The 21,936-nt window shown below is 66.1% G+C and carries 20 protein-coding genes; 5 read left to right on the top strand and 15 right to left on the bottom strand.

Annotation, left to right across the window (positions count from 1 at the left end):
• Window positions 1-4: 4 nt before the first annotated feature.
• The 6 genes from IPM80_17405 to IPM80_17430 all read right to left on the bottom strand — a co-directional run bounded on the left by IPM80_17405 (window position 5) and on the right by IPM80_17430 (window position 8,614).
• Window positions 5-1,240, bottom strand: a complete 1,236-nt coding sequence (locus IPM80_17405; GenBank protein MBK8960135.1) for an acyl-CoA dehydrogenase family protein — start codon at window positions 1,238-1,240, stop codon at window positions 5-7.
• 21 nt (window positions 1,241-1,261) lie between these two features.
• Window positions 1,262-2,164 (bottom strand): DMT family transporter, encoded by a 903-nt coding sequence (locus tag IPM80_17410; GenBank protein MBK8960136.1) that lies wholly within the window; start codon window positions 2,162-2,164, stop codon window positions 1,262-1,264.
• 12 nt (window positions 2,165-2,176) lie between these two features.
• Complete coding sequence (locus tag IPM80_17415; protein ID MBK8960137.1) at window positions 2,177-4,030, bottom strand: PQQ-binding-like beta-propeller repeat protein; 1,854 nt, start codon at window positions 4,028-4,030, stop codon at window positions 2,177-2,179.
• 91 nt (window positions 4,031-4,121) lie between these two features.
• Complete coding sequence (locus tag IPM80_17420) at window positions 4,122-4,973, bottom strand: alpha/beta hydrolase (protein MBK8960138.1); 852 nt, start codon at window positions 4,971-4,973, stop codon at window positions 4,122-4,124.
• A 21-nt stretch (window positions 4,974-4,994) separates the two neighbouring features.
• The gene (locus IPM80_17425) at window positions 4,995-7,622 is read right to left on the bottom strand and encodes a hypothetical protein (protein MBK8960139.1); all 2,628 of its coding nucleotides are present in this window, start codon (window positions 7,620-7,622) and stop codon (window positions 4,995-4,997) included.
• Window positions 7,623-7,771: 149 nt separating this feature from the next.
• Window positions 7,772-8,614, bottom strand: coding sequence for a protein-L-isoaspartate O-methyltransferase (locus IPM80_17430; GenBank protein MBK8960140.1), 843 nt, complete (start codon window positions 8,612-8,614; stop codon window positions 7,772-7,774).
• Window positions 8,615-8,982: 368 nt separating this feature from the next.
• Between IPM80_17430 and IPM80_17435 the strand changes: the two genes are divergently transcribed.
• From IPM80_17435 to IPM80_17450, 4 genes are all read left to right on the top strand, one after another.
• Window positions 8,983-9,471: a VOC family protein gene (locus tag IPM80_17435; protein MBK8960141.1), complete on the top strand. Its 489-nt coding sequence runs from the start codon at window positions 8,983-8,985 to the stop codon at window positions 9,469-9,471.
• Between the two features lie 48 nt (window positions 9,472-9,519).
• Entirely contained in the window at window positions 9,520-10,230 is a 711-nt protein-coding gene (locus IPM80_17440) for a nitroreductase family protein (GenBank protein ID MBK8960142.1), read from the top strand.
• Window positions 10,231-10,322: 92 nt separating this feature from the next.
• Window positions 10,323-11,177, top strand: coding sequence for a DUF3014 domain-containing protein (locus tag IPM80_17445; GenBank protein MBK8960143.1), 855 nt, complete (start codon window positions 10,323-10,325; stop codon window positions 11,175-11,177).
• Between the two features lie 29 nt (window positions 11,178-11,206).
• Window positions 11,207-11,995: an enoyl-CoA hydratase/isomerase family protein gene (locus IPM80_17450; GenBank protein MBK8960144.1), complete on the top strand. Its 789-nt coding sequence runs from the start codon at window positions 11,207-11,209 to the stop codon at window positions 11,993-11,995.
• A gap of 20 nt (window positions 11,996-12,015) precedes the next feature.
• Here IPM80_17450 and IPM80_17455 read toward each other — a convergent pair whose 3' ends face one another.
• From IPM80_17455 to IPM80_17480, 6 genes are all read right to left on the bottom strand, one after another.
• Window positions 12,016-12,405 (bottom strand): hypothetical protein, encoded by a 390-nt coding sequence (locus IPM80_17455; GenBank protein MBK8960145.1) that lies wholly within the window; start codon window positions 12,403-12,405, stop codon window positions 12,016-12,018.
• Between the two features lie 3 nt (window positions 12,406-12,408).
• Window positions 12,409-12,930 carry a hypothetical protein gene (locus IPM80_17460; GenBank protein ID MBK8960146.1) on the bottom strand — a complete coding sequence of 174 codons (522 nt, stop codon included), beginning with the start codon at window positions 12,928-12,930 and terminating at the stop codon, window positions 12,409-12,411.
• Window positions 12,931-13,280: 350 nt separating this feature from the next.
• Window positions 13,281-13,565 (bottom strand): RNA-binding protein, encoded by a 285-nt coding sequence (locus IPM80_17465; protein ID MBK8960147.1) that lies wholly within the window; start codon window positions 13,563-13,565, stop codon window positions 13,281-13,283.
• 460 nt (window positions 13,566-14,025) lie between these two features.
• A complete protein-coding gene (locus IPM80_17470; GenBank protein ID MBK8960148.1) occupies window positions 14,026-14,847 on the bottom strand; it encodes a transporter substrate-binding domain-containing protein in 822 nt (273 codons plus the stop codon).
• Window positions 14,844-15,434: an aldehyde dehydrogenase gene (locus tag IPM80_17475; protein ID MBK8960149.1), complete on the bottom strand. Its 591-nt coding sequence runs from the start codon at window positions 15,432-15,434 to the stop codon at window positions 14,844-14,846. Before IPM80_17475 ends, IPM80_17470 begins: the two co-directional genes overlap by 4 nt.
• Window positions 15,431-16,051: a phosphonopyruvate decarboxylase gene (locus tag IPM80_17480; protein ID MBK8960150.1), complete on the bottom strand. Its 621-nt coding sequence runs from the start codon at window positions 16,049-16,051 to the stop codon at window positions 15,431-15,433. Before IPM80_17480 ends, IPM80_17475 begins: the two co-directional genes overlap by 4 nt.
• Before the next feature lie 25 nt (window positions 16,052-16,076).
• Between IPM80_17480 and IPM80_17485 the strand changes: the two genes are divergently transcribed.
• Window positions 16,077-17,309, top strand: coding sequence for an AMP-binding protein (locus tag IPM80_17485; protein ID MBK8960151.1), 1,233 nt, complete (start codon window positions 16,077-16,079; stop codon window positions 17,307-17,309).
• A gap of 489 nt (window positions 17,310-17,798) precedes the next feature.
• Here the strand turns inward: IPM80_17485 and IPM80_17490 are convergent, their stop codons facing one another.
• The 3 genes from IPM80_17490 to IPM80_17500 all read right to left on the bottom strand — a co-directional run.
• Window positions 17,799-18,770 carry an NADPH:quinone oxidoreductase family protein gene (locus IPM80_17490; protein ID MBK8960152.1) on the bottom strand — a complete coding sequence of 324 codons (972 nt, stop codon included), beginning with the start codon at window positions 18,768-18,770 and terminating at the stop codon, window positions 17,799-17,801.
• A 23-nt stretch (window positions 18,771-18,793) separates the two neighbouring features.
• Complete coding sequence (locus tag IPM80_17495) at window positions 18,794-20,476, bottom strand: amidohydrolase family protein (GenBank protein ID MBK8960153.1); 1,683 nt, start codon at window positions 20,474-20,476, stop codon at window positions 18,794-18,796.
• A 190-nt stretch (window positions 20,477-20,666) separates the two neighbouring features.
• Window positions 20,667-21,936 (bottom strand): AMP-binding protein (locus tag IPM80_17500; protein MBK8960154.1); only part of this gene is annotated, 1,270 nt, incomplete at its 5' end.

The following is a 21,936-nucleotide window of genomic DNA, read 5'->3' on the forward strand; positions in this document are numbered from 1 at the left end:
CGCTCTAAAGCTCCGTATCGCCCTTCAACAGGCGTTGCACGATGGTGCGCTTCAGGATCTCGTTGGTGCCGTCGGCGATGTTGATGATGCGCAGGGTCTGCCAGATCTCGGCGAGGCCCACTTCGTTGGTGAGACCCATGCCGCCATGGGCTTGCATGGCGCGGTTCACCGCTTCCAGACCGACCTCCACCGCGTAGCACTTGGCCATCGACAGTTCCTTGACGGCGCGTTCACCGCGGTCGAGCAGGATCGCGGCGTTGATACCCATGAGATGGGCGGCGTGGAGCTGCGTGGCCGATTCGGCGAGCGGAAAGCTGACGCCCTGGTATTCGGCGATGGGATGGCCAAACGCCTCGCGCTGCTGCACGTAGCCGAGCGCGAGTTCCAGCGCGGCACGGCCGAGACCGACGGCGCGCGCCGCGTTGTAGACCCGCCCCAGCGACACGCCGAGCAGGGCGGTGGCGAAGCCCTGGTTAAGCTTGCCGACCAGTTGCGAAGCCTCGACGCGAACGTCGTCGAGGACCAGCGCGCCCTCGTCACCGCCGGCATGGCCGAACAGTTTCACCACGCTCTCCACTTCGAAACCGGGCGCATCGGTCGGCACCAGGAAGGCCGAGATGCCGCCCTGGTGGGCGGCCGCGGCGGCCGCGTCGGTGACGGCGAATACGATGCAGTAATCGGCGTGCGGTGAATTGCTGGTCCACAGCTTGCGGCCGGTGATGCGCCAGCCGTCGCCGTCGGCCACCGCGCGGGTCTTGATCATGCTGGCGTCCGAGCCGGCGCCGGGCTCGGAAAGTCCGAAGCACATCGAACGTCGGCCACTCAGGAGATCGGGCAGCATGCGTTCGCGCACTTCCGCGCTGACGTGTTCCAGCACCGGGCTCGCGGCAAATGCCCAGTGGGCGATGGTGTAGGGCGCCAGGAACGAGCGGGCGCCGCAGGTGTGATAAACCGCCTGCCAGGCGACGAAGTAGGCAAGATGGCCGAGTCCGCCGCCACCGATGGCGGTCGGCACGCACATGTTGAAGAAGCCCGCCTCGCTGGACGCCATGCGCACTTCGCGAATGACGTCGTAGAGCGTATCGCTGTAGCGGCCGTCGGCGGCGTAGCGCGCGCGCGGATCGTCGATGAGCGCGGCGTGGCGCTCGTGGCGTGGCAGGACTTCGCGCCTGACGAAGGCGGTCACCGCGTCACGCACGGCGACGATGTCGGAAGGCAGGTCGAAGGCAATGCTGCTCATGTCAAATCCTCGTGGTCACCTTCAAAGCTTTTGCTCACCGCGCGCGGCAAACACCATGGTCGCGACACCGCTGCCGAGTATGACCAGGATGCCGAGCAGGCTGAAGCTGTCGGGCAACTGGTGGAAGAACAGGTAGCCGGTGGCGGTCGACCAGATGAGCTGCATGAACAGCAGCGGCGCGATGAACGAAGCGCTGGACCACACGTAGGCGCGAATCAGGCACCACTGGCTGATGGCGCCGAGCACGCCGAGCGTGGCGAGCATCACCAGCTGGCGCGTGGAAAGATCCTGCGGCCAGCCGCCCCACGCGCCCTGCCAGGGCAGCAGGGCGGCCGAGATCACGACGCTGATGGCGGCCGAGATGAACATGGTGGTGAAGGAATTGTCGACCAGCGCCAGGCGCCGGGTCAGCAATTGGAACGTGACATTGCACACCACGGTCAGCAGCGCGAACACCACGCCGAGCTGGTCGAGCTGGCTGCCGGGCCTGACCAGCACCAGCATGCCGAGGAAGCCCACCCCCGCGCCTATCCAGCGCACGCGCGTGACCTGCTCGGCGAGCATGCGGCCGGCCAGCAACATGACGATGAAGGGCGTGATGAAGTTGATGGCGGTGGCTTCGGCCTGCGGCAGGCGAAACAGTGCGGAGAAGAAGAACAGCGTGAAGCCGGCCATGGCGAGACCGCGCCACACCTGCAGCGCCACGTGCTCGGTGACGAACAGCTGGCGACCCAGGCGCGGCCCCAGCACCACCACCATCAGCAGCGCCTGGCCGGCATGGCGCACCAGCGCGATGAGCGGTATGCCCATGTCGCGCGACAGGCTCTTGCCGGTGGCATCGAGCAGCGCGAACAAGGTCTGCGCGCCGATCAGCAGCGCGAGCGCGCGCAGCGGGTGGAAGCCCGTGGCATGCGCGGCACTCAAGCTAGGCTGCGCCTACTGCCACTGCATGAGGAACGCGGCGATGTCGCGAATGTCGCGTTCGTCCTGCGCGTTCAAGGGCTCGGGGAAGGGTTGCGGCATGGGCGCACGCGGCTTCTTGATGAAGGCCACCAACTCATCGACGCTCATCTTGTTCTTGACCTTGGTGAGATCGATCGGCTGCCAGGTCTTGCCATCGGCGCCGTGGCAGGCGCCGCACAGACCGAAGTAAAGATCGCGACCGCGCGTGATGTCGGCGGCTTGCGCGGCCGCCTCGCGCGCCAGCACTGCTTCGGGCAGTGCCATGATCACGATGCTCGGCCGGCCGGTCGCGCCGAACAGCGAACGCGAGACATTGCCCGAGGTGAAGGCCACGTACTGCTTGCCACGGTTCTCATAGGTGATGACGCCGCCCGACAGCGAACCGCCGGTGGCGACGCTCTTCAGCACCTTGCCGCTGTCGCTTTCGAACACGAAGAAATTACCGGCGTTGTCACCGCCAAGCACGATGCCGCCGGCGGTCGGCGTGATGCCGCTCAGCACCGCGGCGTCGGCATGGTATTGCCAGGCAATCTTGCCGCTGTCGGCGTCGAGCGCGGTGAACCAGCCGCTCGGCTGGCCGACGCCGGTGAAGCTGCCGCCGTAATTGGCGCCGCCCGCCACCGGCTTGGTGCCGGATTCGCGGCGCATGATCGAACAGTAATCGAGCGCGCCGACGAACAGGCGATTGCGTTCCGGATCGAAACCCGGCCCGTTCCATTCCACGCCGCCGGCCACGCCCGGGCACACCTTCACGCCGTCCTCGGTGGGCTGCGGCGGGTTTTCATCGACGGTGGTGACCGCGGTTTTCGCCACCAGCTTGCGGCTGTCGCGATCGACGATGTGCAGGTAGCCGTCCTTGCCGGCGGCGGCCATGGTTTGTTTGCGCTGGCTGTTGCGATACAGCACCGGCGCCGCGGCAAGGTCGTGATCGAAACCATCGTTGGGCGCGAGCTGGTACCACCATTTGAGCTTGCCGGTCAGTGCATCCAGCACCACCACGCTGTTGGTGTAGAGGTTGGCGCCGGGGCGATCGCCCGGCGAGAAATCCGGCACTGGATTGGCGACCGGAATGAAGATCTCGGCGCTGGCCGCGTCGAGCGCGAAGTGCGACCAGGTGCCGCCACCGCCAGTGCCCTTGTTCCACACCGTGTCCTGCCAGGTTTCCGAACCCGGTTCGCCGGGCAGGGGGATGGTGTAGAAGCGCCACACCTCGCGCCCGCTGTCGGCGTCGTAGGCCATGACGCGGCCGCGCACGCCGAACTCCGAGGCGGCGGTGCCTACGATCACCAGGCCGTTCCAGGCCAGCGGCGCGCCCGACACGAATTCGCCCTGGTCCGGCTCGCCGACCGCGTTCTTCCACACGAGCTCGCCGCTCTTCGCATCGAGTGCGATCACATGGCCATCACCGGTGCCGCGGAACAGGCGCCCGCCGTAATGCGCGACACCGCGATTGACCGGGAACGGCATGCGCTTTTCGGGGCGGTAGCTGACCCGCCATTTGACCGCGCAGGTCACCGGGTCGAGCGCGAGCGTGTCGGTGCTGGTGGTGGCGTACATGACATCGTCGATGACCACCAGGCCGGCCTGGAAAGAGCCATGATCATCGATACGGATGCGGCACACTTCGGCCAGCTCGGCGGCGTTGCCGCTGTTGATCTGACGCAGCGGCGAATAGCGCTGGCCATCGGGCGTCTTGTTGTAGCTCGACCACTCGGCGCCGACGCTGACGGGATGGGGCGCGGATTGTTTGCCGGCGGCATGGACAGCGGGCGCGCACAGGCCGAGCAGCGCGGCCAAGGCAAGGGCGCGCATGGAATGACGAGTCATGTATGGTCCTCCCCAGGAACTCCGGATGGCGGCGCGTCGTTGCGGTCGCGCCGCCGAACTCGCATCGATTGTACCGCGCGGAATGCGGCCGTCACGCGCGCCCGGCGCGGCGCAGCAGGTCGGTGACGGGCGCATCGCACCAGGCGCGCGTCACCACGTCGGCGTGTTCCACCGTGCCGTCGAGCGGCACCAGGCAGGCGTTGCCCGGCGCGAGTTTGGTACGCAAGCCCAAGTGCGCTACCACCGGCCCCTGTTGCAACAGGCCGCGCAGGTGCACGTTGCCGCGGCGCGTGCTGTGGGTATAGGCGCTGACCAGGAACGCATGGCGGTGATGGTGCTCGAACCACGCGGCGAACAGCGCTGCGTGATCGTAGAGCGCATCGAGCAGCACCACGCCGCGCACGCGTGAGCGCACGCCGCCGAGCCGCAGCGCCGCCGCCGCCGGACAATAGCCGCCGCTGTAGGCGACGAGGATCACGCGGGCGCGCCTGAACACGGCGGCGTCCACCTGACCGAGCGTGCCGAGCCCGTCGGCCGCTTCGTCGAGAAAGCGCCTGAACACGCCGCGCTGCGCGAAGCGACCGGCACTGGAATCGGGCGCATCGAGCGCGAGCTGCGGCGCCACCAGCACGGCGTTGATGTGCGCCGCGCACACCTGGCGCACCAACTGCTGGCGCTGCACCACGTCGCGCTCGAGGCGCGCGCGGTTGCCGTGCAGGTAGACCACCATGGTCGCGGTCTCGCGCGCATCGAAGTTGTGCGGCACCGCCAGCAACACGTCACGCGAGCTGTAGGTCGGCTGTTCCCAGAACACTTCGCCGTGGCGCGTGGTGCGGCCCCGGCGCGCGCCATCGCGCCGATCGAAAAAAGGATGGCCCTTGCGCAGCGGAAACGGGCCGTGGGCGAACGATGCGATGGCGATGCGTGCGCGCGAAGTCGTCATGCCGCGCGCCGCTCGTGATGACTAGGCGTCGGCCGGCAACAGCGGCCGCAGCAGGGCGCGGAAGGCCGGCAGTGCCACGAGGTACAGCAGGCCTGCGAGCACCAGCGCCGAGCTCAAGCCGAAAGACGTCGCCAGCAGCGGCACCAGCGCCGCGCCTATCACCGACATGCAACCGTTCACGCCCCATGCCCACAGGAACATCTGTTCCTTGCCGAGTCGCGCCAGCCACGTCATGCCGGTCGGCAGCGGCATGCCCATCAGGAAGGCCGGCGGCAGGATCAAGAGGAAACACGCGGGCAGGCGCCAGGCATAGGGCAGCGCGCCGACGACCTCGAGCGCGCGGTCGATGAACAGGCCGTAACCGATCAGCAGCAGCGCGATGGCGATGAACACCCACGGCATGACGCGCCGCGCCGCGTCGAGATAACGCTCCGCGCACAGGCTGCCCAGGCCGGAGAACACCAGCATGCCGGTGATGAGCACGGTGGCCGACACCGTGGCATTGCTCAAGGCGAGGATGAAATGACTGATCAGCACCACCTCGACCATGATGTAGCCCGCGCCCAGGCATGCGAAATACAGCAGCGTGCCGGCCTTGCCGGGGCAACGCGCCAGCAGGCCGCGCCAGCCGAACAGCGCCGGCAAGGCGATGAGGATGGCGCCGGCGCAGCACGCGATGATGAGCGTCGCCCACACCAGGAGGTAACCCCATTCGTCCTGCAGCAGGTCGAGCCTGTCGAGTACGCCGGGCAAGGAGGCGGGGCGCAGGTAGGCGGCGAAGTAGGGGCGTTGATTGGTGAGCGCGTGCAAGTCGTAGACATAGGTGTCGGCGAACGGCTGCCACGTGTCCGCGAGCAATGCCGCCCATGCCGCGCGCGCGAGCGCGATCGACGGCATCACTGCCGGCGCAGCGCCGCCTTCGGCGCCCATGTCGTCAGCTCCCTCGCCGGCGCCAGGCTCGCCGCCGCCGGTGTTTTCATCGGGCAGGCTGGCGTCGCCGGAGGCCGGCAGCTTGCCGAAGATCTGCGCGCGATAGGCGGCCATCTCGCGGTCGGCGGCGTGTGCGTCGACACGGTTGCCCGGCGCCTGGATTTCATCGAAGGACAGCGCGCGGGTGCGCGCTTTCAGCGTCGCGATCTCCGCGTCGCTGAAACCACCGCGTCGATACAGCACCGTGGAGGTGGAGAGATAGCTCGACACCACGTAGAAGCAGCGTTCGATGTCTTGTTCGCCCATCTCGCGCGCGGCCGCCACCATGGTGGCATACAGACGCAGCACCGACTTCGGTGGCTCTTCCTTGTTCCACAACGTCACCGCCAGCACACCGCCCTCGTCGAGGGCGCGCATGTAGGTTTGCATCGCCTCGGTGGTGTAGTTGTATTTCTCGGCGATGGCAAAGCCGCCGGGATTCGACAGCCCGGCCGAGTCGGCGAGGCTGAGATCGACCACGTCGTAACGTTCGGCGGTGTTGGACAGGAAAATGCGCCCGTCCTGGTCCACCACCTTGACGCGCGGCTTGGCGAGGATGTCGCCGGTGAATTCGCGCAAGCCCTCGTCTTCACGAAACGCGCGCAGCACCGCCGGGTTGCTGTCGGCCACCGTCACCGAACGCGCGCCCTTGTTGAGCGCGCCGGCGGTCGACAGGCCGCCGCCGAATTGCACGACGAACACGTCCGCGTCTTTCTTCAAGGCGAAGGGCAGCGCGGTCGGCAGGTAATCGAAGTAGGCGGTCTGGCTGGGCGGCAGGTCGCGGATGATGCCTATCGGCCCGTCGCCGTCGATGTAGAGACCGAGATAGGCGTTGTCCGGCATCTGCGGCAGGTTGAGCGCGGCGTTGTCCGACAGGCCGGGCGCGAAGTGCAGGTAGGAACTGGCGTAGATCTCGAGATGACCGAAAGGCGTGGCGCGCGCGTAGACGCGCTTGGCGTCCGGGAAACGCTGCGCGTAGGACACGCCCTTGTATTCCGACACCGCCAGCCGCGTGAGGCCGAGGCTGTCCGCCACCCAGGTCTGCCCGGACCAGGCCAACGCGCCCGCCACCAGCAATCCGAGCAGCACGCCGCGACTGGCGATGGCCGCCGCCCAGGCGATGCCGGCCGCCAGCCACAGCATCAGCGGTATCAGCAGCAGGTGCTCGGGTGGATACAGCCACATGCCGCCGAGGGTCGCGAGGCCGCACAGTCCGCAGCCGGCGAGATCGGCGAAGTAGATGCGCGCGAATTCGCGACGGGTTTTCAGGAACACGGTGCCGAGAAACAGGCTGCCGGTGAAGAACGGCAGCAGGTAGAGCACGAAGTTGCCCGCCAGTCGCCATTTCTGGCTGTCGTCGGCAATCAGGAAGATGGCGTTGAAGGGATACTGCTGGGCGAGCAGGTTGGCGGCCACCGCGATGGGACCAAATGCCAGCAGCGCTGCGCTGGCCACAGTTCGCCAATGGCGTTCGAACCAGGGCTGGCGCACGCACATCACGGTGCTCGAAATGCCGACGCCGAGCATCGCGATGCTGACGATGAACGAACCGAAATGCGCCCAGTTGCCGGCCGCGAAGATGCGCATCACCGCGATCTGCAGCGCGATGACGGCGCCCGCCAGCAGGCCGACCGCGATGTACAGGCGGGCGCCAGAGTTCAACTCGCGAGCGTCTTGCATGGATGCGGTCTCAACAATCCTGCGCCGGTTGCCCCGTGCCGTGGCGCTGCGTGATAGGCGCCGGGCGGGCGGCTGGCGGGTTCACGGTCGCCGGCGCGGTCCGGCCGCAAGGCCGCCTGCCCCCGCGGCGGCCACCGCGGTGGGTGGGCTCAGGTGTTGTGGGTGCCCGAGATCTTGTCGCCGTCCAGTTTCTTGAACGGCACGAAGGGCACGATGCGACCGTTGTAGATGTCGGTGCGCGCGATATGCGTGCTGCCGTCGGCTTCCACGCCCTTGATGATCTTCAGCACGCGTTGCGCACCGGGCGGGCCGATAGGCACCAGCATCACGCCCTCGGGCGTAAGCTGCTTCAGCAGCGGCGGTGGCACGTGGTCGATGCCGCAGGTGACGATGACCTTGTCGAAGGGCGCGAACTCTTCCCAGCCGTAATAGCCGTCGGCGTTCTTGGTGGTGATGTTCTGGAATTCACTGTAGCCGCGCGCGATGAGGTCGTCGTACACGCCGCGCGTGCGCTCCGCCAGCGGCTTGATGATCTCGATCGAATAGCACTTGTCGGTCAGGTGCGCGAGGAAGGACGACTGGTAGCCGGAGCCGGTGCCGATCTCGAGCACCTTGTCGCCCTGCTTGATGTCGAGACTGTTGGTCATGCGCCCGACCAGGTGCGGGCCCGAGATCGTCACGCCGTAGCCGATGTCGAGGAAGTTGTGATCGTAGCTGTGCGAGCGGTTGACCTTCTGCACGAACTCTTCGCGCGGGGTCAGGAGGAAGGCGCGTTTGATGACGTCGTCCCACACGTCCTTGTGTTCGACCATGGCCTGCAGACGGTCCCAGCGCTGGCCGAGGAAGTGACGGTCTTCGCCGCGGTTGCTGACCATCCATTCGACGAAGGCCTCGCGCTCGGTCATCGGCGGTTCGAGGTCGAAGGTGAACGGCGTGCCGAGCGCGGCGCGCGTGGTCAGCGGCATCATGCCGCCGGCGGCGAGGACGGACATCCCTGCGAGAAACTGTCTACGGTTCAAACGAAACACTCCATAAGATTGGGCGCCTGGCTCGCGCGACCGCTGGCGAGGACGCGGCGGCCCGCCAAGGCCGCGCTTCGACATCGCGCGCGGCATCGACGTTCCCGGCCGCATCCGGCACCGGCAACGAAAGGATGGCCGATGGCGCGCGCCATTATCGCGGCAGATGCCGCAAATCAGAAGTGGGTCGCAGGCCACAGCGCAAATCCGGCGCCCGCGGGTCGCGCACCGGCCTCCCCGTTAGCGCGTAGCGTGGCGGCCGCGGCAGCGCCGAAAATGCCGGGGCCACGGCCATGCGGCCCCGGTCGCGTCCGTCCTTCCGTTCCCACAGGAGACTCCAAATGCGCTTTCATCACATGGCGATTTTCGTGAGCGACATCGACGAGGCGACCCGCCTGTGGCGCGATGTCATGGGCTTCAAGGTGGTGGTCGACACGGTCATTCCCGACGGCCAGGGTCCGGGTCCCAAGACCTACATGTACCCCAAGCTGCTGGACGACATTTTCAAGGTCACGAACGCGCGCTCGAAGATGGTGCTGCTGGCCTCGGACGAGGGCGCCCTGATCGAACTGCAGCAGTGCGAGAACCCGCTGATCCAGAAAACCCCGCCCGAGAACCTGCAGTACGGCCATACCGGCTTTCACGAGCTGGGTCTCATGGTCGACGACATCGACGCCTGGTTCGACAAGGTGCGCGCGGCCGGCTATCGCACCCAGACTGAATACGTGTGGACCTGCGCCTCGATTGGCCGTTCGTTCCTGTTCTACGACGCCGACGGCAACATGATCCAGCTGTGGGAACACATGAGTGACGCCACCTGGCGGACCTGAGCAAGCGCGCACGCGTCCATCCATCCACACCCATGAGCGGAACCCCCAATGAGCATTGACCAGCCTCGCCCCATCGATCTCGACAGCGTCGATCATGTGCTGACCACCACCCGCAGCGTGCGCTTGCGCCTGGATTTCGAGCGGCCCGTGCCGACCGCCCTGATCAAGGATGCGCTGCGCATCGCCTTGCAGGCGCCGACCGGCGCCAATACCCAGACCTGGCGTTTCATGGTGGTGACCGATGCCGCCAAACGACGCACCATCGCCGACTACTACCGGCAGGCGGCGGCCGACTACGCGGCAGGCAAGACCGGCCTGTCGCGCACCGGCGTGACCATGATGCGCGAATACGATGGCGCCGATCCGCGCCAGGCCCAGCGCGAAGCGATGCTGAAATCCGGCGGCTACCTCATGGAGAACCTCGAGCGCGCGCCGGTGATGCTGATCCCGTGCATCGAGGGCCGTTTCGAACACGACGACGTGTTCACCCAGGCCTCGATGTGGGGCTCGATACTGCCGGCCACCTGGTCCTTGATGCTGGCGCTGCGCGCGCGGCGCCTGGCCTCGGCCTGGACCACCCTGCATCTGCGTCATGAAAAGGAAGTGAGCGCGCTGCTCGGCATTCCGGACAACTACACCCAGGCCGCGCTGCTGCCGGTGGCGTGGTTGAGCGGCGGTGATTTGAAACCGGCCAAGCGTCTTGCCGTCGAAGAAGTGAGCTGCTGGGATCATTGGCAAGGACGCGAGCCCGGCGTCTAGGGCGCCGCGCCCGATTGCGTCATGCGCCGCGTGACGCCCACCGGCCCGGCGGAGTACGGTGAGCGCATGGCGCATGACGACAGGGCAGGGTGATGAGTTCCAGGCAAGATTCGAAATGGCCGGTGGTGGTCACGGTGCTGGCCCTGGCGGTGATCGGCGTGCTGTATTTCCGCGGCCTGCAGCAGCCGCTCGATGGGCTGCGCACCTTGACGCTGCCCAGCGCACCGACGCCGGCCATGGCGCCGGCCGACGATGCACCCGCCGCCGCGCCCGAGCCGGCGGTGGTCAATCCCATCGAGCAAAGCGAGGCGGGCCGTCAACAGACGCCGGTCGCCGCGCCCGCGGACACCACGTCCGGCGTGGCGACGAACATCGGCAACCAGGATTTCGAAGCCGCGTTCGAGGCGCTGCTCGGCAGCGAAGCGTTTCGCCAGTGGGTGGTGAGCGACGATCCCGTCAATCGCATCGTGGTGGCGGTCGACAACCTTTCCCACGACAAGCTGCCGGTGCGCCTGTGGCCGCTGCGTCCGCTGGGCAGTGCGCCGCTGGTGCATGGCGAGGGCGCGACGCTGCGCTTCGCGGCCGAGAATTCCACTCGTTACGAGCCCTACATCGCGCTCCTGCAAAAACTCGACATGAAGCTCGTGGCGGCGCTCTACGTGCGCGACTACCCGCGCTTCCAGCATGCCTTCCAGGAGCTCGGCTATGCCAATGCCTATTTCAACGATCGACTGGTGGACGTGATCGAACACCTGCTGGTGACTCCCGAGATCAATGTGCCCCCGGCGCTGGTGCAGCCGACCGTGATGTACAAGTTCGCCGACCAGGATCTCGAGTCGCGCTCGGTCGGTCAGAAGTTGCTGCTGCGCATGGGGCCGGCCCATGCCAGCGTGGTGAAATCGCGCCTGCGCGAGTTGCTGCGGCTGGTCAGTCGCAGCGCGCAGTGATGATTGGCGTTTGATTCGAAAAGGGTGTCATGAACGAACAGCACGTGTTGTATGAAGTCGGCGCGCGGGTCGCGACCATCACCTTGAACCGCCCCACCGCCATGAATGCCCTCGCCGGCAGCATGCGCGAAGACATTCATGCCTGTCTGCAACGCGCCGAAGCCGATCCCGAGGTGGGCGTGGTGGTGATCACCGGCGCCGGCGATGCGTTCTGCGCGGGCGGCGACATCGCCAACATGCTGGAACTGCAGGCGCGCGACGATGCCGCGCCGGTGGTCGCGCGCACCGCGATCGCCGCCACGCTGATCCAATTCCTGCGCGCGATGGACAAGCCGGTGATCGCCGCCATCAATGGCGCGGCGGCGGGCGGCGGCGCCAATCTCGCTCTCGCCTGCGACATACGTTACGGCTCGACGCGCACGCGTTTCTCGGAGAGCTTCGTCAAGATCGGCCTGGTGCCGGATTGGGGCGGCCACTACCTGCTCACGCGCCTGGTCGGCACCAGTCGCGCCATGGAGTTGATGATGCTCGGCGATCGCATCGATGCCGACGAGGCCTGTCGACTCGGCATCGTCAACGCGGTGTTTCCGGCCGCGACCTTCATGCAGGAAGTGATGTCACGCGCCGAGCGCCTGGCGCAAGGGCCGGCGGCGGCGCTCGCCGCCATCAAGCGCGGCGTGTATCTCGGCGCCGAGCAGGCGCTGGATGCGGTGCTCGACTATGAGCAGCGCACCCAGCAACGGCTGTTCCTCAGCGCCGATGCGCGCGAAGGCATGCGCGCCTTCATGGACAAGCGCAGTCCGCGTTTCAAGGCCTGAAACGTCGGCCGCGCCTGTCCTCAGGCGCGCAAGGCGCCGCTCGCGAGCGCCGCGTCGCGATCCGCCGGCAACTGGAACTGCGGCGATTCATCGCGCGGCTGGCGCGTGTCCTGGCCCTTGGTCGAGGACGCTTCCGCGCGCCAGGCTTCATCGCCCCAGCGATTGTCCAGCACCTGGATGCCGCCGGCGCGGGTCATGGTCGTGAAGCCGCTCAAGGCGGCGCGCACGATCGACAGCTGATCGGCGCTGTCAAACGGCTTGCCGGCGGTGTGACCCAACGGGTAGTCGACGAAGGTCGCGCGCGGTGGCCGCCCGGCCTCGAGGATGTCGATGGCACTGCCCAGGCACATGGTCGGGATGCCGTGGGCTTCGAGATGACGTGCGACCAGACACACGGTCTGGTGACACACGGGTCACATCGCTACCAGCAGCGCGCAATCGACTTTCTGGGCGCGGAACGCGTCGAGGATGGCGGGCGCCGTTTCCTCGCGCACGCGCCGCTGTGAATACACGCCGCCCATGCACGACAGCACCTGGTCGGCGAGTTCACCCACCATGCCTTCCTTGCACAGGCTGCGCAGCTGCGCGAGCGGCAGGATGCAATTCGGATCGCGCTTCGGATCGACGAGGTAGTTCTCGGTGATGTGCGAGAAGCGGATGTCGGCGCTGGCCACGCTGCTTGGCAGGGCGCGTATCGAGGTGTCGTCCTTGTAGTGGTAGGCGAGCTGGCCGAGCGCATAGGCGCCCGACGTCGAGAGCAAGCCGAGTCGCGCCTCGGCCAGCGGTTTACCGAGGGCTTGCCACGGCGGTGCGCTGTCGGCCTCGAACCAGCGGTAAGGGGTATATCCCAGGCTTTCGTAGCGGGCGCGAATGGCCTGCATGTAATGAACGCTCATGATGATGGTGCCTTCGAGGGCTGCTTGGATGAAGCGCATTTTGAACCGTCGATGCGCGTCACGACAGTCCCGGTGATTCAAGGCTGGGGGGCAGGCATGGGGCCGCGTCGGGGAGACGCTGTGTCCAGACCGCGAATGCGCCCCGGACTCGATGTTCGCTGTCGACTTCTCGAGCGTGGCCGGGTGGCCGCCGTTCGAGTCCGGAAGTCGAGGGTCCCGGCCGGTCGCCTGGACGAAGCCGAAACCCTCGCTGCCGTATCCGCCTATGGCAATCTATTCGGGTAATTCATCCCTGGATCGCCCGCATCTCCGCCTTGCGGCGGCGATGCCATCACATGCTCGCTGGCGAGTCATCCGCAAGCGGAGCTCGTCCACGAAGCCTGCGATGTTTACCAACGCGGACGGTCGTTGGTGCGCTTGACCTTGTCCTTGTCCTGCGCAACGTTGACACGCAGGGCGCGGCCCTTCATGTCCTTGCCGTTCTGCTCGAGTGCATTCTCCGCCGCGCTCTGGGTCGCGAAGGTGATGAATGCGAAACCCTTGGAACGACCGGTGTCACGGTCGGTGATCAGACGGACTTCTTCAATCGGGCCATACGTCTGGAACAGGTCGCGCAGGTCGTTTTCACCGACCGAGTACGGAAAGTTGCCGACGTAAAGTTTGTTCTGTTGCATCAGGAATACTCCAAAAATAGATGCCAGGCGTTGATGAGGCGGCTGCCTCGGTTAAACACTTGCGCTCGCGGCGACAGTCCCGCGAGCGGGGTGAAGTCGAGTGCAAAGTGAAGGACGGATTCAAGTCGAACAACGAATGCGGGGAGCGAGGCGGCAACGAATGCCTTGGCTGAGCGTATGCGGTCAAGCTAGCGGAATCTGAATGTCGTGGTCGCGCGTGGCGACATCTTTCAACGATGCATACGGGCTCGGTCGCGGCGTATGGATACGTTGTTGGATGTGAATGCGGGACTCGGTCAGGACCTCGAAGAGCGGAATTCGTAATCGTTATTTCACGCGGTTGCGAAGCAGACTAACACGGTTTTTTGGGAACTGCTACGCCTATTCACGGTCCGCGCTCGGCCCCTCATTTCGATAGCGTGGGCCGGCGACCGTGACCGCAATGCAGCATCGAAGGCCGTCATCGTGGTGATGAATCGGATGAGCGTTCACTCTCCTTCGGCAGATCGGCATCGTCGGCCATGGCCTTGAGTTCACCGCTGGCAACGAGTTCGGCCAGCACTTGGTTGACCGCCGCCAGCAGATCCTCGTTGCCCTTGGGCACCGCCACCGCGAAGCTGTCTTCGGTCAGCAGCGGCGAGCGTTTGAAAGGACCGTCGTGACGGGCGAGGAACACGTCGATGTTGACCGCTTCGCTGATGAGACCGGCGACACGCCCGTCCTGGATGGCGGCCACCCCTTCCTTGAAGTTCGCGACCGGCAGCACCTTGGGCGCGCTGCCCGTGGCGTCCGCTATCGCCGCCATCATGACGGCCGCGCCGCCGTCGTTGCGTTCGATGATGGCGAAGGTCTTGCCGGCCAGGTCGCGCTTGCCGCTGATCGTGCCGTCCTTGCCCTCGAGCACGGCCAGGCCGCTGTGGTAGTAGGGCGTCGAGAAGTCGACCAGCTTGGCGCTGTCGGGATTCACGCGCAGCATCGAGATACCGAGGTCGACTTCGCCGCGCGCGATGGCGGGCAGGCGCTCCGGCTTGCGCATCATCTTCAAGCGCAAGGCATCGGGCGAGCCGAGAATGCGCTTGGCGATGGCGCGCGCGATGGCGAGCTCCATGTCGCGCTTCTGGAAATGGGCGGGGTCGCGGTGGTTTTCCACCACCTTGTCGCCGACGTTCTTGACGCTGACGATGAGCTGGCCGCGCGCGCGTATGGTGGCGAGGTCATTGGCGGCGAGCGCCGGGGCGCTCATGGCGCACAATGAGATGGCGAGCAGCAAGCAGCGTTTCATGGGCGATGTCCTTCCAGTAATGCGGTTCTGAAGCGATGTTTGACCACCACGCCGTCGCGCGGCGGCAGCACCATGCCGGCATTGGCGGCGGCGACCTCGATGTCGGCGAAATGCGGCCCGGCGGTGGTGGTGAAGCGGGTGCGGAACGCCGCGACTTCGTCGAGCGTGGTGAGCGTTACCGCGTTTTCAATGCCGGCGCCGCGCGCCATCACGGCAAGACGGGTGGCCATCGCGGTATGGGTCAATTGGCCGCCGGTCTCGCCGTAGCGCCGGTTGTCGATGACTGCGATGGCGAGATTGGCCGGCGCCATCGCCGCGACCGTGGCGAGTGAGCCGATACCCATCAGCATCTCGCCATCGCCCGTGATCACGAGGACACGACGCCGTGGTTGCGCGAGCGCGAGACCGAGACCCACCGACACCGCCGTGCCCATGCCGCCCCACAGGTAGAAATTGTGCACATGATCGCCGCACGCGGCGACATCCCAGGTGGTGCCGCCGAGTCCCGTCACCACCAGCAGCGCGCCGCGCTCGCGGAGCAGTTCATCGACGACCGCGCGCCGGTCGAGCAGTGTCGCGTCGTTCATTGGAAAGCCTTGGCGCCGAGCAGTCGTTGCGACAGCAGCACGGCGTTGGCGCTGTCGGTGGCGTAGGTCATGGTCAGCATGGCGGTGACGGTCGCTTCGACGTCCTCGGCACGGGCGACGCTGGTCACGCGCACGCCCAGGGTTTCCAGCACCGGCGTCACCACGCGGCCCATCGGCAGCTGCCACGGATTACCCTCGCCCCACTCGCCGCGCATGGTCACCAGCATGAACAGCGGAAAGCGGCACGCAGTGCTCAGCGAGGCGATGGCGTTGCCGCAATTGCCGACGCCGCTCGATTGCATGAGCAGGGCGCCGCGTTCGCCACCCAGCCACGCGCCGGCCAGCACGCCCATGCCTTCTTCCTCGGTGGTCAGCGGCAGCGCGCAAATTTCATCGTCGGCCCGGCACAGTTCGATGAGTCGACGATGGCCGGCGTCGGGCACGTAGGCGACCTGGCGCACGCGTTCGCGCTTGAACACTTGGTGGATGGCGGACGGCCAGTCCGCCTGGGCGCTGCTGGTCACGGTTGATTCCCCTAATGGGTGGCACTCGAACACCACCGCGAGACGAAGGCATGAACGTATTAGGACACGAGCCGCGCAAGGCTGCCAAGCCATGTTGCCAAAGGTTTATGCTGCGGCCATGAACAAACCCCGTAGCCGTACCGTACCCGCACTGCTGGCCGAGATGGTGGCGCGCGATGCCGCGCACCTGGCGATAGTCGATGGCGAGCAGCGCCTGTCCTATGCGCAATTTGCCGCCGAGGTGTTGCGCGCCGCGCGCGCCCTGCATGCGGTCGGCGTGCGGGCCGGCGATCGCGTCGGCATCCTGATGGGCAATCGCGCCGAGTGGCTGATACTCGATTTTGCGACCATGAGCCTCGGCGCCATCACGGTCGGCTTGAATACCTGGGCCACGGCCCACGAACTCGGCTACCAGTTGCGCCATGCGCAGGTGAAGCTGCTGGCCATTGAACCGCGCTTTCGCAACAGCGATTTTCGCGCGCTGCTGGCCGAGGCGCGCGCGCAGGCCGATGGACTGCCGGCATTGCAAACCGTGGTGTGCACCGAGACGCCGGCCGACGACATGATGTCCTACGCCGACCTGTTGCGCGCCGCCGATGGCGTCGATGCGGCGGTCGTGGCCACAGCCAGCGCCGCCATCGAGCCGACCGACGTCGCCTGCCTGCTCTACACCTCCGGGTCGACCGCGCTGCCCAAGGGTGTGCCGCTGTTGCACGGCGGTCTCATCGACAACATGTGGGAGATCGGCGAGCGCCAGCATCTCGTCGCCGACGACAAGCTGTGGCTGTCGGTGTCGCTGTTCTGGTCGCTGGCCTGCGTCAATGCGCTCTACGCGGTCATGACGCACGGCGCGAGCATCGTGCTGCAGCACCAGTTCGATGCCGGTGAAGCGCTGCTTCTGATCGAGCGCGAACGCTGCACGGTGTTCTACGGCACGCCCAACATGGCGCTGGCGCTGTGGGAGCATCCCGCGCGCGCGCGCCACGACCTGTCGTCGCTGCGTACCGGCGTCACCATCGGCACGCCCGAGCAGCTGCGGCGCGTCGCGGCGCTCGGCGTCGAGAAGATCTGCAATGTGTATGGACTGACGGAAGCCTATGGCAACTCGGCGGTGACCGACGCCGAACTGCCCTTGGAGCAACGCGTGCTGACCGTGGGGCGGCCGCTGGGCGGCGTCGAGATCCGCATCAGCGACGGTGAAACCTGCGTACCGCTGCCAGTCAACACGGCGGGCGAGATCACGATCAAGGGGCAACGTGCTGCCGGGTTACTGGAACGATCCGGTGCGTACCGCCGAGGCTTTCACCGCCGACGGTTATTTTCGTACCGGCGACCTGGGGCTCATCGATGACGACGGCTATCTCTACTATCGCGGACGGCTGAAAGAACTGGTGAAGACCGGCGGCATCAATGTCGCGCCGGCCGAGGTCGAGGAGATCTTGTCCAGTCACCCCGCTGTCGAACTCGCCTTCGTCACCGGTATTCCCGACGCGCGCCTCGACGAAGCGCTGGCGGCGGTCATCGTGACCCGTGCGGGCGCGACGGTCAGCGAGACCGAACTCGCCAATCATTGCCGCGCGACCTTGGCCGCCTACAAGACGCCGCGGCATTTCCGCTTCGTCGACGCGACGGTGCTGCCGCTCACCACCACCGGCAAGTTGAAACGCAACGAGTTGGCGAAGTTGTTCGACGCGGGAAGGAATGAGCGAGCGCTAGTCTGGGTTTCGAATGTCAGGCTGAAGCCTGACCCAGAGTCGGGCCGCCGGGTTCAAACTCTTGCGATTATTCTGTGGCCCTTGGCGACGCTGGTGATTCAGTCGACATCGAGGCGTGGAGGAGCTCAAGGCCTCACCAGTATCCTGCCCATGGCCTGGCGCCCGGTCAGCATCTTCAATGCCGCCACGCCTTCATCCAGGCTGAACTCGCGTGTGATCATCGGTTTCAACTTGCCTTGCGCGTACCACTGCAAGAGCGTCTCCACCGAAATCGTCAGCTTGTCGTAGGCATTCCAGCGGAAGTGGCGCAATGACGAACCGAGCGCCGAGCGGTTCTTGACCAGCAGGCGGTTGGCGGGAATCTTGGGGATGCCGCCGACGAAACCCACCAGCACGATGCGTCCGCCCCAGCCGAGCGCCGACAAGGCCTTGTCGAACAGATCGCCGCCGACCGGATCGAAGCACACGTCGGCGCCGCGATCGCCGGTCAGTTTCATCACCGCTTCGGTGAGATCCTGTTCGCTGTAATTGATGAGTTCGTCGGCGCCGCGGCTCTTGGCGGCCGCGAGTTTCTCCGGCGTGCTGGCGGCGGCGATCACGCGCGCGCCCATGGCCTTGCCGATCTCGACGGCGGTGAGGCCCACGCCGCCGGCGGCGCCCAGCACCAGCAGGGTTTCACCTGCTTCCAGACGACCCATCCAGCGCAGCGCGACGTCGGACGAGATATAGGCGACCGGAAACGAGGCCGCGTCATCGAAGCTCATGCCCGTGGGAATGACCCAGGTATCGCTTTCCTCGGCGAGCGCCTGCTCGGCGAGACCACCGTAGGCCAAGAGTGCCATCACGCGATCGCCAGGCTTGAAGCGCGTGACCTTGTCACCGACCGCCAGCACCGTACCGGCGGTCTCGAGACCGGGTGCGAAGGGCAGCGGCGGCTTGGTCTGGTAGGTGCCGCCGACCATGATGGTGTCGGCGAAGTTGACCGCCGTGGCGGCCACCTTGATGAGCACCTGCGTGGCTGCCGGTAGCGGGACCGGCAGCTCGGCAACGGCGAGGTCTTCGACCGCGCCCCAGGCAGAACAGACGAGGGCGCGCATGGCCTTTCCTCTTTCGTTGAATGCTACGCGCGACCCGAGCGCAGCACTTCACCCGGACGCGAGCCGGTGTCCTTGCCATGCTCGAACACCGGTACGCCGTTGACGATGGTGTATTCCACGCCGCGCGCCGGCACCACCAGGCGACGACCGCCGCCCGGCAGGTCGTAGCGCATTTCACCGCGCTTGTTGGAACCGACGGTGGCCATGTCGAAGATCGCGAAGTCGGCGGCCAGGCCCTTGGCGATGCGACCGCGGTTCTTGATGCCGAACAGCGCCGCCGGCTCGGTGGTGATGCGTTGCACCGCGCGCTCGAGGCTCATGGCCTGGCGCTCACGCACCCAGGTGCCGAGCAGGTAGGTGGCATAACCTGCGTCACACAGGCTGTCGACGTGCGCACCGCCGTCGGACAGGCCGATCATGATGCGCGACTCGTTGATGAGGTCGGGAATCTTGCTTTCGTCGGCGTTGAAGAAATCGTAGGTGTACTGAAGCTTGAGCTGGTCTTCGCAGGCGAGATCGATGAAGGTGTCGGCCGGATGCGCGTTGCGCTCCTTGGCGATCTCGGCGACGTTGCGCCCGACATACTTCTGCATGTCGGCGTTGCCGACTTCCAGCACGATGGCCACTTCCCAGCGCGCCGAGAAAATCAGCGCCTTCTTCAGCGACTCCTTGAACGCCGCGCGGAAGGCCGGGTCCCGGTAGACCGCGATCTGCTCGTCCGTCGAGCGGTTGAACACCGGGTTGAAGCACGGCATGTTGGCGAACAGGAAGGGCTTGGACATATCAATCTGTCCGACCAGCGGTCGGCAGGTTGCCTGCGGCACCGAGCCACGCTTGATGAGGTCGTCGACTTCCGCCAGCGTCTCCTGCACCTGGTTGGGATTGTCGTCGCGATTCAACAACGCGAGCCAGGTGACCGGGCGGCCGCTGGATGACAACAACAGGTCCAGCAGTTCACGTTCCTGCGCGCTGACGCGTGACACTTCGTTGGTCAGCGCGACTTCGATGGCGCCGTGGCCGACATCGCGCAGCACGTTGCCATAGGCGCGAAATTCATCGTTGCTGGCGAGACGACAGGCGAGCGGGCGGCCCTGGTAGCCGATGTGCTGGCCGGCATTGGTCGAGGTGAAACCGAAGGAACCGGCGTCCATCGCTTCGCGCAGGAGGCCGGCGATCTTTTTCGTTTCTTCGGCGGTCGCGGCGCGTTCCATCGATTCTTCGCCGATCACGTAATGGCGGAACGGCGTCAGCGCGCACAGGAAACCGAGATTGAGACCTGAGCCGCGGCGGGCGGCGGCGTCTATGTATTCGGGGAAGGTTTCCCAGTCCCAGGTCACGCCCTTGGAGAGCACATCGAAGGGAATGGCTTCGACGTTGACGAGATCCCAGGCCGCGATTTCACGCGCTTCGGGACGACAGGGCGCGAGACCGACGCCGCAGTTGCCCATCATGACGGTCGTGACACCATGCCAGCAGGAAGGCGAGGTGACGTCGTCCCAGCAGATCTGCGCGTCGTAATGGGTGTGCGGATCGACGAAGCCCGGCGCGACGATGAGGTCTTGGGCGTCAATGGTGCGCTTGGCGGTGCCATCGACCTTGCCGACTTCAACAATCTTGCCGTCGGTGACCGCGACGTCGGCGCGGAAACGCGCCGCGCCAGTGCCATCGACGACGGTGCCATTTCGAATTACGAGGTCATAGGACATCACGCGTACTCCTGCGGGTTGAGCGGCGACAGTATACGGAAATCGTTTTGCCATCAGCAGCGGCGTGAGCCGCGCTGAAGAGGCCTCCCCAAATAGGGGGATCATCGCGCCGTCAACAACAATGCTGCGGCGCGACGCGCGTGCGCAAGGAGCGCAACCGCTGGCGGCTGCGCGCGGCGCGAACGCATCGTCAGCCGAGGATCTTGCGCGCCTCGGCGCGCAGTTCGACCTTGCGAATCTTGCCGCTGGAAGTCATGGGATAGGCGTCGACGAAGATCACGTGCTTGGGGATCTTGAAGCTCGCGATGCGGCCATGCATGCGTTCGAGCAAGGCTTCAGCGGTGATGTCCTTACCCGGTTCCTTGATCACGAAAGCAACCGGCACTTCGGCAAGGCGCTGATCGGGGTAGGCCACCACCGCCGCATCGCGCACTTCGTCCATCACGCGCAAATAGGCTTCCACTTCGGCGGGCGAGACGTTTTCGCCGCCGACCTTCAGCATGTCCTTGTAGCGCCCCATGAACACCAGGTAACCGTCGGGGCGCTTCTTGGCCATGTCGCCGGTATGCAGCCAGCCGTCGCGGTCGATGGCATCGGCGGTGGCTTCGGGCTTGTCCCAGTAGCAGTCCATGATGGTGTAGCCGCGCACCAGCAATTCACCCGGCACGTCGTCGGGCTGATCGGCGCCGGTCTCGACATCGACCACGCGGAATTCGTAGTCGTTCATCGGGTAGCCCGAGGCGTGCACGCGCTGTTCGCGATTGGACGACGGGTTGTCGCAGGACACGTAGGCCCAGGTTTCGCTCATGCCGAAACCGCTGACCGTCGGGCCGAACACGTCCTGTACTTTTTCTGCGATGGGGAAGGTGCTCTCGACGCCCGACGGCAGGGTGCCGATGCGCATCCTGATGTCGCGCTTCCTGCGCGCCTGCGCGTTCAGGAGATCGAGCCAATGCGCTTCGAAGCCGTGCAGCACCGTGGCCTTTTCCTGCTCGGCGAGATCGAGCGCGCGCTCGGCATCGAACACGTCCATCATGATCTGCTTGGCGCCGACCAGCACGCCGGCCATGGTGATCTCGGCGTAGGCGTAGATGTGGAACATCGGCAGGTAGTTCATGTGGATGTCGTGCATGGTCATGCCGAGCATCTGCGCACGTTCATGGGTGTTGCGGATCGGGCGGTGGGAATGCACCACGCCCTTGGGGCTGCCGGTGGTGCCGGAGGTGTAGCAGATCACCATGCGACCGTCGGGATCGACGGCGGTCTTGCGCGCCGCAAGTTCGGTGTCGCTGATGCGTGTGCCGCCGGCCATGAACTGCTGCCAGTCGAGCGCATGGGGCAGGCTGCGATTGCCCATCACCACCAGGCGTTTCAGATCCGGGTAGCCGTCGACGATCAGCGAGCCGTCGGTATGGCGCTCGATGCCCGGCATGGTCTCGGCCAGCATGCCCTGGTAGTCG

The sequence above is a fragment of the Pseudomonadota bacterium genome (genome assembly GCA_016719885.1).
In the GTDB taxonomy this organism is placed as follows: domain Bacteria; phylum Pseudomonadota; class Gammaproteobacteria.

Coding starts and splice junctions, on each gene's coding strand:
- IPM80_17415 (MBK8960137.1), bottom strand. CDS start 4,030: ATGACTCGTCATTCCATGCGCGCCCTTGCCTTGGCCGCGCTGCTCGGC.
- IPM80_17465 (MBK8960147.1), bottom strand. CDS start 13,565: ATGCAACAGAACAAACTTTACGTCGGCAACTTTCCGTACTCGGTCGGT.
- IPM80_17490 (MBK8960152.1), bottom strand. CDS start 18,770: ATGCGCGCCCTCGTCTGTTCTGCCTGGGGCGCGGTCGAAGACCTCGCC.
- IPM80_17430 (MBK8960140.1), bottom strand. CDS start 8,614: ATGTCCGTCCTCGCCGCCGGCGGCATGATGCCGCTGACCACGCGCGCC.
- IPM80_17485 (MBK8960151.1), top strand. CDS start 16,077: ATGAACAAACCCCGTAGCCGTACCGTACCCGCACTGCTGGCCGAGATG.
- IPM80_17450 (MBK8960144.1), top strand. CDS start 11,207: ATGAACGAACAGCACGTGTTGTATGAAGTCGGCGCGCGGGTCGCGACC.
- IPM80_17435 (MBK8960141.1), top strand. CDS start 8,983: ATGCGCTTTCATCACATGGCGATTTTCGTGAGCGACATCGACGAGGCG.
- IPM80_17480 (MBK8960150.1), bottom strand. CDS start 16,051: ATGGCTTGGCAGCCTTGCGCGGCTCGTGTCCTAATACGTTCATGCCTT.
- IPM80_17460 (MBK8960146.1), bottom strand. CDS start 12,930: ATGCGCTTCATCCAAGCAGCCCTCGAAGGCACCATCATCATGAGCGTT.
- IPM80_17405 (MBK8960135.1), bottom strand. CDS start 1,240: ATGAGCAGCATTGCCTTCGACCTGCCTTCCGACATCGTCGCCGTGCGT.
- IPM80_17495 (MBK8960153.1), bottom strand. CDS start 20,476: ATGTCCTATGACCTCGTAATTCGAAATGGCACCGTCGTCGATGGCACT.
- IPM80_17445 (MBK8960143.1), top strand. CDS start 10,323: ATGAGTTCCAGGCAAGATTCGAAATGGCCGGTGGTGGTCACGGTGCTG.
- IPM80_17470 (MBK8960148.1), bottom strand. CDS start 14,847: ATGAAACGCTGCTTGCTGCTCGCCATCTCATTGTGCGCCATGAGCGCC.
- IPM80_17475 (MBK8960149.1), bottom strand. CDS start 15,434: ATGAACGACGCGACACTGCTCGACCGGCGCGCGGTCGTCGATGAACTG.
- IPM80_17425 (MBK8960139.1), bottom strand. CDS start 7,622: ATGCAAGACGCTCGCGAGTTGAACTCTGGCGCCCGCCTGTACATCGCG.
- IPM80_17440 (MBK8960142.1), top strand. CDS start 9,520: ATGAGCATTGACCAGCCTCGCCCCATCGATCTCGACAGCGTCGATCAT.
- IPM80_17420 (MBK8960138.1), bottom strand. CDS start 4,973: ATGACGACTTCGCGCGCACGCATCGCCATCGCATCGTTCGCCCACGGC.